This window comes from Phaeobacter sp. BS52, from assembly GCF_045040595.1.
Classification (GTDB): Bacteria; Pseudomonadota; Alphaproteobacteria; order Rhodobacterales; family Rhodobacteraceae; genus Phaeobacter; species Phaeobacter piscinae.
Map to the genome: position 1 here is coordinate 1,675,396 of NZ_CP090662.1, position 12,122 is coordinate 1,687,517.

9 protein-coding genes and 2 pseudogenes are annotated in these 12,122 nt (G+C 61.3%); all 11 read left to right on the forward strand.

What is annotated here, in order from left to right; translation table 11 throughout:
• The first annotated feature begins 81 nt into the window (after positions 1 to 81).
• The 11 genes and pseudogenes from L0Z65_RS08155 (at position 82) to L0Z65_RS08205 (ending at position 12,095) form a co-directional block, all read left to right on the forward strand.
• Positions 82 to 1,042 (forward strand): annotated as a pseudogene (locus L0Z65_RS08155) (phosphoadenosine phosphosulfate reductase).
• Positions 1,043 to 1,144: 102 nt separating this feature from the next.
• On the forward strand, positions 1,145 to 2,185 hold the full coding sequence (gene pyrC, locus L0Z65_RS08160) for a dihydroorotase (RefSeq protein WP_096871003.1): 1,041 nt from the start codon (positions 1,145 to 1,147) through the stop codon (positions 2,183 to 2,185).
• A gap of 72 nt (positions 2,186 to 2,257) precedes the next feature.
• Positions 2,258 to 2,938 carry an orotate phosphoribosyltransferase gene (locus L0Z65_RS08165; RefSeq protein WP_096871002.1) on the forward strand — a complete coding sequence of 227 codons (681 nt, stop codon included), beginning with the start codon at positions 2,258 to 2,260 and terminating at the stop codon, positions 2,936 to 2,938.
• 303 nt (positions 2,939 to 3,241) lie between these two features.
• Positions 3,242 to 4,762, forward strand: coding sequence for a replicative DNA helicase (locus L0Z65_RS08170; protein ID WP_040172918.1), 1,521 nt, complete (start codon positions 3,242 to 3,244; stop codon positions 4,760 to 4,762).
• 277 nt (positions 4,763 to 5,039) lie between these two features.
• Positions 5,040 to 6,078: pseudogene (alr, locus tag L0Z65_RS08175) on the forward strand (alanine racemase).
• Positions 6,075 to 6,875 (forward strand): ABC transporter permease, encoded by an 801-nt coding sequence (locus tag L0Z65_RS08180; RefSeq protein WP_027247608.1) that lies wholly within the window; start codon positions 6,075 to 6,077, stop codon positions 6,873 to 6,875. The pseudogene alr and the gene L0Z65_RS08180 overlap by 4 nt, the downstream one beginning before the upstream one ends.
• Positions 6,872 to 7,618, forward strand: coding sequence for an ABC transporter ATP-binding protein (locus tag L0Z65_RS08185; RefSeq protein ID WP_040177957.1), 747 nt, complete (start codon positions 6,872 to 6,874; stop codon positions 7,616 to 7,618). The genes L0Z65_RS08180 and L0Z65_RS08185 overlap by 4 nt, the downstream gene beginning before the upstream one ends.
• A gap of 636 nt (positions 7,619 to 8,254) precedes the next feature.
• Entirely contained in the window at positions 8,255 to 8,701 is a 447-nt protein-coding gene (locus L0Z65_RS08190; protein WP_405112259.1) for a paraquat-inducible protein A, read from the forward strand.
• Positions 8,702 to 8,877: 176 nt separating this feature from the next.
• On the forward strand, positions 8,878 to 10,242 hold the full coding sequence (gene radA / locus L0Z65_RS08195; protein WP_024097800.1) for a DNA repair protein RadA: 1,365 nt from the start codon (positions 8,878 to 8,880) through the stop codon (positions 10,240 to 10,242).
• A 40-nt stretch (positions 10,243 to 10,282) separates the two neighbouring features.
• Positions 10,283 to 10,837: a CvpA family protein gene (locus L0Z65_RS08200; protein ID WP_040172899.1), complete on the forward strand. Its 555-nt coding sequence runs from the start codon at positions 10,283 to 10,285 to the stop codon at positions 10,835 to 10,837.
• Between the two features lie 553 nt (positions 10,838 to 11,390).
• Positions 11,391 to 12,095 carry a Hint domain-containing protein gene (locus tag L0Z65_RS08205; RefSeq protein ID WP_405112263.1) on the forward strand — a complete coding sequence of 235 codons (705 nt, stop codon included), beginning with the start codon at positions 11,391 to 11,393 and terminating at the stop codon, positions 12,093 to 12,095.
• Positions 12,096 to 12,122 lie beyond the last annotated feature (27 nt).

Genomic DNA, 12,122 nt, shown 5'->3' on the forward strand with positions numbered 1-12,122 from the left:
TCCAATTTTAGCCTTATTTCGCCCTTAGATGTTGCCAGACGCAAACCCGTCCGAACAAGGGCGGGACAAGAGGACGATGCAATGCAGCAGGATACATTGGACACGCTGGACGAGGACCTGTCGGGGCTGAAACCCGCGCAGTGGCAGGCCCGTATGGCCGCCCTGGCCGAGGAAAACGGCATGTATCAGCCACTGGGCAGCCGTCACTTTGCCAGTTTCATTGATCAGGGCAATACGCTGTTGGTCAGTTTCGAGACCATCCAAGGGATCCACAACCTGTCGGATGTGGCGCAGCCGCTGGGGTTTGATCTGGTGAAGAACCTCGGCTGGTCCCATCTGTGCATCATCTCCAATGGCGACACCTGGTTCCGCAACGAGCGGATCTACGGGTTCTTCGACCAGCTGGTTGACGACGGCTTCTTCGATGAATTCGACAAGGTGGTGTTTTATGGCGCCTAGCCCCTGCGGCTATGCGGCGGCGGCCTTCTCCGTTGCCGCCCCCGGCGCAACTGTCGTGGCGGTGCAACCACAGGCAACGCTGGATCCGCGTCTCACAGATTGGGACGATCGGTTCAGCGAGATGCGCCGCGTTGACTTCACCGACCGCTACGGCTTTGCTCCGGACATGATGGATGCGGCCAAGCAGGGTTTTGTCATCTACGACCCGCGTGAGCGGCTGGATTCGATGCATGCCGCCCTGTTTGCGCGCAAGAATGTGCTGCGGCTGCGCACGCCGCATCTGGGCGACACCGTTCAGACGCGGCTGATTGAGATGGAAATCCTCTATAATATCCTCGCTCTGGCTGGGGCGGACCGACTGACCGAGCGGCAGTTTTACAAGCTCTACCGGGCCCGCCGCAGCAATGGCCCCTACCTGCGCAAGTTGATGGCCCGTCTGGAACAGGATGAGCGCCCCTATCTGATGGCGCTGCTGTGCCGCAATGTGACCAGCAGGCTGCGCGCGCCCCGATTCCGCCGCCGTCTGGAGGCATTGCGCAAAAGCGCCGCAGACGGCCAGATCAAACTGCCCCCCGAACGGTAACGGCAGCCCGGCGGCGCCCGGTACAAAAGCCGGTCCCGCCAATCGCTGTCGCAGATGATGCCGTTGCTTCCCCTGCGCGCGCCCCTGTGCTAGGCGGGCGCCATGACCGTTCAGCTCACCATCCCCCGCCCCGATGACTGGCATCTGCATCTGCGCGACGGCGCAATGCTGACAGCCGTTCTGCCTGAAACTGCCCGCGATTTTGCCCGCGCAATCATCATGCCGAATCTGGTGCCGCCGGTGGTGACAGGCGATCAGGCCGCAGCCTACCGCGACCGCATTCTGGCCGCCCTGCCCGATGGCATGGCGTTTGAGCCGCTGATGACGCTCTACCTGACTGAGGACACAGATCCGGCGGATGTGGCCGCAGCCCATGCCAGCGGGTTGGTCAAGGCCGTGAAGCTCTACCCGGCCGGGGCGACCACCAATTCCGCCTCTGGCGTCAGTGATTTCGACAAGGTGCGCGGCGTGCTGGAGACAATGGCCGACATCGGCCTGCCGCTCTGCACCCATGGCGAGGTGACGGACCACGACATCGACATCTTCGACCGCGAGGCTGTGTTTATCGACCGGGTGCTGGATCCGATCCGTCGCGCCACCCCCGGTCTGCGTGTGGTGATGGAACATATCACCACCAAGAACGCTGCCGATTATGTGACCAGCCAGGACCAGGACCTTGGCGCGACAATCACCACGCATCACCTGATCATCAACCGCAACCACATTCTGGCTGGCGGCATCAAGCCGCACTACTATTGCCTGCCTGTGGCCAAACGTGAGGAGCACCGTCTGGCCCTGCGCGCGGCCGCGACCTCTGGCGACAAGCGGTTCTTCCTTGGCACGGATTCGGCGCCCCACACCGATCCCAACAAACTCAGCGCCTGCGGCTGTGCCGGCTGTTTCACCGCCCCCAACACCATGCCGCTGCTGGCGCATGTATTTGAGGAAGACGGCGCGCTGGACAAGCTGGCAGGTTTTGCCTCTGAAAATGGACCGGCCTTCTACCGCCTGTCGGTGAACAGCACGCGCCTGACGCTGGAAAAACAGGACAGCCCGGTCATCTTCCCCGAGCAGATCAGCACCGAGGAAGGCCCGGTTACCGTCTTTGATCCCGGTTTTGATGTGTTCTGGAAGGTCGCCTGATCTTCTGGCCCCAAATACTCCCGCCGGAGGCTTCTGCCACCGGCGTCTCGCGCCGACCAAAAGGATGATAGAATGATCCCCTCCTCCTACCCCTCCCGCGAAGAAATCGCCCGCCTCTCTGCCCGCATGTTGCTGGAGATCGGCGCGGTGAATTTCAACACCGGCACGCCGTATACGCTGGCCTCTGGCCTGCCCTCGCCCAGCTATATCGATTGCCGCAAGCTGATTTCATTCCCGCGGATCCGCACCACGCTGATGGATTTCCTTACCGTTACCGTGATGCGCAATGCGGGTTTCGAGGCGTTTGACAATATTGCTGGCGGCGAAACCGCGGGTATCCCCTTTGGCGCGCTGGTGGCCGAGCGCATGGCGCTGCCGATGACTTATGTGCGCAAGAAGCCCAAGGGCTATGGTCGCAATGCCCGCATCGAAGGGGTGATGACCGAGGACCAGCGCGTGCTGCTGGTGGAGGACATGACCACCGACGGTGGCTCCAAACTGTCCTTTGTCGATGCGATCCGCGAGACCGGCGCCACCTGCGGCCATACCGCAGTGATTTTCTATTACGACATCTTCCCCGAAACCACTCAGCGCCTCGGCGACCACGGTGTTGAGCTGCATTACCTGTGCACCTGGTGGGATGTCCTGGCCGAAGCCAAGGCGCAGAAGAGCTTTAGCGCCGAAACACTGGATGAGGTGGAGACATTCCTGAAGGATCCGCGGGCCTGGCAGGAGGCGCATAAATCCGCCTGATCACCCTCTGTCAGACATGCATCTTATCTGGGGCGGCCTGTGGACAGGGTCGCCCCGAATCAACTTGGAAGCAAGCAGATCAGCGCAGATATAGACAGCTTCCCAGAATGCACCGCATCATATAGACTACACACACCCCAACCCGGCTACTGTAGAAACGACACACAGGTCAGCCTGCGGATATCCACAGGCTGTGCACAGCTTATCCTCAGAGTTTTCCAGATAGCCAGACCGAGCGCCCCGCCGGTATACACAGGCCAAATCACGCGGGCCACATAACGTCGGCCGCAGACGAGAGCAGCGATGAACGATATTACGCCTTTTGATCCCAATCTGCCCGCCGCCCCGGAGCCTGCTGCCAATGGCGAGGCGACGGGCGACGACGCCAGCATCCTGCCGCATTCTGTCGAGGCTGAACAGCAGCTGCTGGGCGCCATCCTGACCAACAATGACGTCTATGATCGCATCGCCTCGATCATCACCTCGGCGCATTTTTACGACCCGGTCCACGCCCGCATCTACGAGATTGCCGCCGCGCGGATTTCCAAGAATGCGCTGGCCTCGCCGGTGACGCTGAAGGCCTTCATGGAGGATGACGAAGGGCTGAAGGAGTTGGGCGGCCCGGCCTATCTGGCCAAGCTGGCGGGCGCATCCATCTCGGCCTTTGCGGTGCGCGACTATGCGCAGATGATCTATGATCTGGCGATCCGGCGGGAACTCATCGCGCTGGGGCGCAGCATTGCGGACAAGGCGCGCCGGGTCGATGTGGCCTCTGAACCCAAGGAACAGATCGTCGAGGCGGAACAGTCGCTTTATAAACTGGCCGAACAGGGCCAGACCGAAAGCGGTTTCAAATCCTTCCTCAAGGCCGTCACCGAGGCGGTCAATGTCACCAATGAGGCCTATCAGCGCGGCGGCGGCATGGCGGGGATTTCCACCGGGCTGGCCGATCTCGACAAACAGTTGGGCGGTCTGCACCCGTCGGACCTTCTGATCCTGGCGGGGCGTCCCTCGATGGGGAAAACCTCGCTCGCGACCAATATCGCCTTCAACGTCGCCAAGGCCTATAAGCGCGGCCAGAAACCGGATGGCACCGAAGGCGCCGTGGATGGCGGCGTCGTTGGCTTCTTCTCACTGGAGATGTCCGCCGAACAGCTGGCGGGCCGTATTCTGGCCGAAGCCTCCGAGATTTCCTCGCATAAGATCCGCCAGGGCGACATGACGGAGGAAGAATTCCGCCGCTTTGTGCAGGCGGCCAAGGATCTTGAGAGTTGCCCGCTGTTCATCGACGACACCCCCGCCCTGCCGATCTCGCAGCTGGCGGCCCGCGCGCGCCGTCTGAAACGGACCCATGGGCTGGATCTGCTGGTCATCGACTACCTGCAGCTTTGCCGCGGCATGGCCGAAAACCGGGTGAATGAAATCGCGGAGATTTCCATGGGGATGAAGGCCATCGCCAAGGAGTTGAACATCCCGGTGGTTGCCCTCTCCCAGCTGTCACGTCAGGTCGAAAGCCGCGAAGACAAACGCCCGCAGCTGTCGGATCTGCGGGAATCAGGCTCGATCGAGCAGGACGCCGACGTCGTGATGTTCGTGTTCCGCGAGGAATACTATAAGGAACGGGAAAAACCCGGCGATCACGAATTGGACAAGATGGAAGAGTGGAAGCAGGCGATGGAACGCCTGCACGCCAAGGCCGAGGTCATCGTCGGCAAACAGCGTCACGGCCCCATCGGCACGGTTGAGCTGGCCTTTGAGGCGCAGTTCACCCGCTTTGGCAACCTCGCCAAGGCGTGGCAGCAGGATCACGCGCCGGAGTATTGATCCGCGTCGCAGCACCAAGATCGCAGCGCGCCGCCTGAGACACCCGCCATTGATACCGGCGGCTGGACCCGGCGGGGCGCCTTTGAACGCGCCCTGTCACCTTTCCTCAAATACTCAAAATTCCCGTGCTTGCCCCGCAGGCTGACGCGTGCAGGGGGCGCCCACGCCGCCCGCCGCAACCCCAAGCCTGGGCGCGAAATCGGCCAACCGCCCCCTCGCCGGGGTCGGAATGCGGTTTCCCCCTTGACCCCTGTGCCCTCCGTGTCATGAACAGCGCATGACGACTGCTAGACTGACACTCAATCTGGATGCGCTGGTGACCAACTGGCGCAACCTCGATGCGCTGACCAATTGCGAAACCGCCGCGGTGGTCAAGGCCAACGGCTATGGACTGGACGCAGGCCGCGTCGGCAAGGCGCTGGCCAATGCCGGTGCGCGCAACTTCTTCGTGGCGATGGCAGAGGAAGGCGTGGCCCTGCGTCGCGCCATCGGCCCCGGCCCCGGCATTTCGGTGTTTGCTTAGCCATATGGAGGGCGACGCAAAACTGCTGCGCGATTTCCAGCTGACGCCGATGCTGAATTCGCTCGACCAGATGCTGCGCCATTTCGAGAGCCTCCCCGGCCATCCCTTTGGCGTGCAGCTTGATACTGGTATGAACCGGCTTGGCATGGAGGCCGCCGAATGGGCCGCCGTCCGCGATATTGCCCTCAGCCAGGGTCCGGTTCTGTTGATGTCGCATCTGGCCTGCGCCGATGAGGCCTCGCACCCGATGAATGACCATCAGCTGCAGACATTTGTTCAGATGACAGAAGGTCTGGATCTGCCCCGTTCTCTTGCCGCTACTGGCGGGCTGCTGCTGGGGCGCAACTATCACTTTGACCTGTGTCGTCCGGGCATCGGGCTTTATGGCGGGCAGCCTTATGGCGATGCGCTGCCCGTGGCGCAGCTGGACCTGCCGGTGATCCAGATCCGCAGCCTCGATCCGGGCGAAACCGTGGGCTATGGCAACAGCTGGACGGCGCAGCGCCCCAGCCGCATCGCCACGGTCGCAGCCGGGTATGCCGATGGTCTGCACCGCGCGCTCGGCAGTGGCCAGATTCAGGTCTACGCAGGCGACACGCCTTGCCCGGTGGTCGGCCGCGTTTCCATGGATCTAATCACTGTCGATGTCAGCGACCTAGGCGACGATCCCAGCCACCTCAGCATCCTCAACGAGCGCCAGACCGTGGATACGCTCGCACAGGCTGCGGGCACCATCGGCTATGAAATCCTCACCTCTCTCGGCGGCCGCTACGCACGGAGCTATACTGGATGAGCACATCTTCGCGTCTTTCACCCCTCAGCCTGATTGCGCGGCTGGGACAATTGGTCCTTGCCGGTCTGGGCGCTGTGGGGCGGGTGACGCTCTTTGGTCTGTCCACGTTCAGCCATATGCTGCGGCCGCCCTACTACCCGCGCGAGCTGCTGAATGCGCTGTTGCAGGTGGGCTGGCTGTCGCTGCCGGTGGTGGGCCTCACGGCGATTTTCACCGGGGCGGCGCTGGCCTTGCAGATCTATGCGGGCGGCGCGCGTTTCAACGCCGAGGCAGTGGTGCCGCAGATCGTTGCCATCGGCATGGTGCGCGAGCTTGGCCCCGTTCTGGTTGGACTGATGATTGCTGCGCGCGTCACCTCCTCCATTGCGGCGGAGATCGCCACCATGAAGGTCACCGAACAAATCGACGCGCTGGTCACACTCTCCACCCATCCGATGAAATACCTGGTGGCGCCGCGTGTGCTGGCCGCGCTGATCACAGTGCCGGTGCTGGTGGGCGTTGGCGATATCATCGGCATCATGGGCGGCTATGTGGTCGCGACGCAGAACTTGGGCTTCAATCCGGCGGCCTATCTGAAAAACACTGTCGATTTCCTTGAGCTGCGCGATATCGTCTCCTCGCTGGTCAAGGGGGCGGCCTTTGGCACCATCGCTGCCACCATGGGCTGCTACTATGGTATGCAGTCGGGCCGCGGGGCGCAAGGCGTGGGCCGCGCCACCAAAGGGTCGGTTGAGGCCGCAGCCGTCCTGATCCTTGCTGCCAATTTTGTCCTCACAGGGATTTTCTTCTCGCTATGATCCAGATGAATGACGTCCATAAGGCCTTTGGCGATAACCGGGTTCTGCAAGGCATGACGCTTGAGATCCCCAAGGGCAGCTCCATGGTGATCATTGGTGGCTCCGGCACCGGGAAATCGGTCGCGCTCAAGAGCATTCTGGGGCTGATCAAGCCGGACAGCGGTGAGATCCTGGTTGACGGCAAGCCCGCCGACAGTGGTGACCGCGATAAGTTTCTGGCGCGGTTTGGCATGTTGTTTCAGGGAGCTGCACTGTTTGACTCCCTGCCCGTCTGGCAGAACGTCGCCTTCCGCCTGCTGCGCGGCTCACTAAAGCGCCCGGTGGATGAGGCGCGCGCCATCGCCATTGAAAAACTGCGCCGGGTGGGGCTGAAGGCCGATGTGGCGGACCGCCTGCCCGCAGAACTGTCGGGCGGCATGCAGAAACGTGTCGGGCTTGCCCGCGCCATTGCCGCCGAGCCGGAGATCATCTTTTTCGATGAGCCCACCACCGGCCTCGACCCGATCATGTCCGGCGTGATCAACGACCTGATCCGCGAGATCGTGGTTGAGATGGGCGCCACCGCGATGACCATCACCCACGATATGACCTCGGTGCGCGCCATTGCCGACAATGTGGCGATGCTGCATGGCGGGGTGATCCAATGGACTGGTCCGGTGGCAGATATGGACCAATCGGGCGATCCCTATATGGAGCAATTCATCCACGGCCGCGCAGAGGGGCCGATTGAAGCGGTGCGGTGACAGGCCCGATGGAAGGCTTGCTAGCGCTCCTGTTATTGGCTTCTCCCTTTGTGGCTGCAGCGGTTACAATGTGGCTAGGGATGAAGCTGCAACGAGAGACAGTGCATCAAAAAGTAGGAGTTAGGCTGGTAATTCTGCCACCGATGACGCTGCTTTGGTTGGCTGTTCTATTCTTCATACTAGCAAGCGGTTCCGATCTAAGGCGACATTTGTCGTGGCAGGTTCATTTCGTGACACTTGCCGCATTCCTAGCTGTCGAGTTTTCACTCATCCGCACGATAATAGTCGGCCCATTTCGCCTGCATGCAGCAGGTGCGGCGGCGCTATGCGGTCTAGCTGGGTTTGCCATTTTTAAAGCGATCTTTCTCTAAGCTCTCGGTCTTCTGGAGGTTAAACAGCGCATACTTCCTTTTTTGTCCAAGCCCCCCGCTAACCGCATTCAACACGAAGCCAGTGCCTGTTCGCGGTGTATGCACAGCGCCCTCCGTTTTACCGCGGGCAAATCTGTGACTTGACGGTGGCGGACGGGCGCTGGCCGGGCCGCAAGCGACCTTGCTGGAAGAAACCTATTGCTTCCCCCTTTCCAATTTAGCCTGAAACGCACAAGTGTTGACCACCGCAAGACAAAGAGCCGCCATGACCCTCCGCTTCCTCACCCTGTCGCTCCTGATCCTCTACCCCGTCGCGTGGTTCGCACCGTTGATGCGGGCGGGGTTGTTGCCGATCTTTGGCCTCAGCGAGATCTCGGTGATCACCGGGTTGCAGAGCCTTTGGGGCAGCGACGTCATTTTGGCGCTGACGGTCACGGCTTTCGCGATCTTCGCGCCGTATCTCAAAACCATCGGGCTGGCGCTGGTACAATGGGGCCTGCTGGACACGCGGGTACAGCCAGTTCTGCATGTCTTGGGCAAGCTTGCGATGGCGGATGTGTTCCTCATCGCGCTTTATATCACGCTGGCCAAGGGGATTGGTTACGCGACGATTGAGACCGCCTGGGGGCTTTATCTGTTTACGGGCTGTATTCTGGCGTCGATTGTCCTGTCTCTTCTGACTGCGCGCCATCTGCGCCGACAGGACGACTAGAAACGGGGCGCTGCTCCCGGCCTTCGGCCTCCCCCGGGATAAGTGTCGCCAGAAGATGCTCTGTGCGCCCCATCTTGTGGCCCGAAATATCCCGGAGCGCGAGGCAGAGCCTCGCATGCCCGGTCTGAGGCGCCGCAGCGCTTGAACAAACCGGAAACATCTGCCACAGCTAGCGCATGGCTAAAACATCCTATTCCTGCTCTGCCTGCGGAGCCTCCTTTTCAAAATGGTCCGGGCGCTGCGATGGCTGCGGCGAGTGGAATTCCATCACCGAAGACAAGGGCCTGTCCAAGGGCGGCCCTGCGTCGAAATCCCTCGGCATGCGGCGGGGCAAAACGATCCCGCTGAGCGATCTGGCAACGGAGGAAACGCCGCCGCCGCGCACCTGTTGTGGTGTGGGCGAGCTGGACCGGGTTCTGGGTGGTGGGCTGGTGCCTGCCTCTGCCATTCTGGTCGGCGGGGATCCGGGGATCGGGAAATCAACGCTGTTGTTGCAGGCGGCAGCGCAGTTTGCCCGCTCGGGCCTGAAGACGATCTATGTGAGCGGCGAGGAAGCCAGCGCGCAGGTGCGGATGCGCGCGCAGCGGCTGGGGTTGGCGGAGGCGCCGGTCAAGCTGGCAGCGGAAACCAACCTGCGCGATATTCTGACCACGCTGGAGGCGGAGCGGCCGCAGCTGGCCATCATCGATTCCATCCAGACCATGTGGGCCGATCATGTCGATAGCGCGCCGGGATCCGTGAGCCAGGTGCGCGCCGCCGCGCATGAGCTGACCACATTCGCCAAGACCAATGGTATCTCCATCATCATGGTCGGCCATGTCACCAAAGAGGGGCAGATTGCTGGTCCTCGCGTGGTCGAACATATGGTCGATACCGTGCTGTATTTTGAGGGCGAGCGCGGGCATCAGTTCCGCATCCTGCGCGCCGTCAAGAACCGCTTTGGTCCCGCAGATGAGATTGGCGTTTTTGAGATGACCGGCGGCGGGCTGAGCGAGGTTCGCAATCCCTCCGCGCTCTTCCTGTCAGAGCGCGGCACCCCCTCGCCCGGGTCGGTGGTGTTTTCCGGCATCGAAGGCACCCGCCCGGTTCTGGTGGAGATGCAGGCGCTTGTTGCACCCTCGCCGCATTCGCAGCCGCGTCGGGCCGTGGTGGGCTGGGACTCCTCGCGCCTGGCGATGATCCTGGCCGTTCTGGAGGCGCGCTGCGGCATCCCGTTTGCGGGGCTTGATGTCTATCTTAATGTTGCCGGTGGCATGAAAATCTCGGAACCGGCGGCGGATCTTGCGGTGGCAGCGGCGCTGCTGAGCGCGCGCGAAGACACCGCGCTGCCCGCAGATACGGTGGTATTCGGAGAAATATCGCTCTCTGGTGCCCTGCGACCGGCCCCTCAGACCGAAAACCGGTTGAAAGAAGCGCAAAAACTTGGTTTCACCGCAGCCATAGCTCCAAGTGGTGGCAAATCCGTCGCGGTCCCCGGACTTGCGGTGCGACAGGCCTCTGATCTCGCCGGTTTTGTTGGCGAGTATTTTGGGGCTGGCTAAAGTCGCAAGAATTCTAATCGCAGGTTAACGGGCGAGGGACATGGAAGGTTTCACCATTATCGACGGGGTCGTGGCCCTTGTCATTGTTGTATCAGCGTTGCTGGCCTATTCGCGCGGATTCGTGCGTGAGGCGATGGCCATCGCTGGTTGGATTGCCGCCGCCATCTTGGCCTTTCTGTTTGCGCCGCAGGTCGAGCCGCTGATGGCCGAGATCCCGGTGATCGGGGAGTTCATCGCGGACAGCTGCGAATTGTCGATCATCGCCGCCTTTGCTGCGGTGTTTGCATTGGCACTGATTGTGGTGTCGTTCTTCACACCGCTGTTTTCTTCGCTGGTGCAGCGCTCTGCGCTTGGCGGGCTGGATCAGGGCATCGGGTTCTTCTTTGGGGTGCTGCGCGGCATCCTGTTGGTGGCGATCGCCTTCTTCCTCTACAATGTCGTGATGACCGGCCAGAGCTTTACCATCGTGGATGAGAGCCGCTCTGCCGTGGTGTTTGAGCGGATGATCGGCAAGATCGAGGACCGCAACCCCGAGCAGGCGCTTGGCTGGGTCACCACGCAGTATGAGAGCCTGATTGGCGCCTGCGAGAAGTAAGCGCTTACTGCCTGATCGCGCATCTGCGACAGTGGTACATATGATCATGATTGGAACGGGGCGCCTCTGGCGCCCTTTTTCGTGGCCGGATGGGAGCGGTTGAGGTTTGGCAGGGTTGCAAGCCCCAGCATTGACCACCGGACCCATCGCCATGTGACCGCTCGCGGCGAGGGCTAAGGCGAGGGCGGAGATTTCGCACGGGACACTTGTCCAATGACGATATTTCCAGATGCAGGCACGTTTACCTTTCCTAACATCAAAAACACTCATTAACACTCTGTTAACCAATTAGAATCGCTATTTTTGGACATTGGAACGCGTGCCGATCCTCGGGTGACACCGGAACGCAGACCGATAAAAGTTAACAAATCCTGCGATCCAAGGTGTTTTCGGGCAACAATTCGGTGAATGAGGCAGGATTGACGGCCAAAAACCCCTGAGTTGTCCCAATCGGCCCGATCCTTGCCCCATTTCCGTCCAATTTCGCAGCGCACATTGGTGTCAACAAGACGCCGGACAGAATGTCAGGCACATCGCTCAGAAGGACGACACCATGCTGCTGGACCACTCGACATCGTTTGCTGACTGTCAGCCCGTTGGTCTTCTGCTGGATTTCCCGGCAGCTGTCTCCCCCGCCGCTCCCAGCCGTGCCCGGCCCCGGCCACGCACTGGTGGTCTGCTGCCGCATGTGATGGTGGAAACGGATCGCGGGTTTGTTCAGGCCCGTGATGTGAAGCCCGGTGACAAGATCTACACACTGGATGGCGGGGCGCAGGAAGTGACCAGCGTCAAACATGCGGTGCCGCGCCTGACCTCCTTGGTGCATGTTCCCGCCGGTGCGCTGGGAAATGATAATGACCTCACCTTGCCTGCGGATCAGAAGGTTGGTCTGGAACTGGCCGCAGTGGAGCGCCTGTTCGACATCCCCACTGCGATGACCAAAGTGGTCTCGCTGATCGGCTACAACGGTATCTCTGCCGCCATGCCGGAGAAGATGGCGCGCATCTATCTCACCTTTGCCGAGGAAGAAATGATCTGGGCCGAATGTGGCATGCTGGTGCATGTGGCAGGTGAGACTGGCGCAGACGACGACGGCGCGTTTCGCATGCTGACACTGACCGAGACGCGTCAGATCCTGGCCAGCGAAGACGGCCGCGCACTTACCGATGCAGGTAAAGGCGACGCGGATGAGCGCGATGAAGAAAGCGATGACGTGCTCTCCGCCTTTGATATGCTGCGCGGTCTGCTGGCGGCCTGAGGGCGCGATTACGATCTGCTTCAGCCA

Coding starts and splice junctions, on each gene's coding strand:
- pyrC (WP_096871003.1), top strand. CDS start 1,145: ATGACCGTTCAGCTCACCATCCCCCGCCCCGATGACTGGCATCTGCAT.
- L0Z65_RS08165 (WP_096871002.1), top strand. CDS start 2,258: ATGATCCCCTCCTCCTACCCCTCCCGCGAAGAAATCGCCCGCCTCTCT.
- L0Z65_RS08170 (WP_040172918.1), top strand. CDS start 3,242: ATGAACGATATTACGCCTTTTGATCCCAATCTGCCCGCCGCCCCGGAG.
- L0Z65_RS08180 (WP_027247608.1), top strand. CDS start 6,075: ATGAGCACATCTTCGCGTCTTTCACCCCTCAGCCTGATTGCGCGGCTG.
- L0Z65_RS08185 (WP_040177957.1), top strand. CDS start 6,872: ATGATCCAGATGAATGACGTCCATAAGGCCTTTGGCGATAACCGGGTT.
- L0Z65_RS08190 (WP_405112259.1), top strand. CDS start 8,255: ATGACCCTCCGCTTCCTCACCCTGTCGCTCCTGATCCTCTACCCCGTC.
- radA (WP_024097800.1), top strand. CDS start 8,878: ATGGCTAAAACATCCTATTCCTGCTCTGCCTGCGGAGCCTCCTTTTCA.
- L0Z65_RS08200 (WP_040172899.1), top strand. CDS start 10,283: ATGGAAGGTTTCACCATTATCGACGGGGTCGTGGCCCTTGTCATTGTT.
- L0Z65_RS08205 (WP_405112263.1), top strand. CDS start 11,391: ATGCTGCTGGACCACTCGACATCGTTTGCTGACTGTCAGCCCGTTGGT.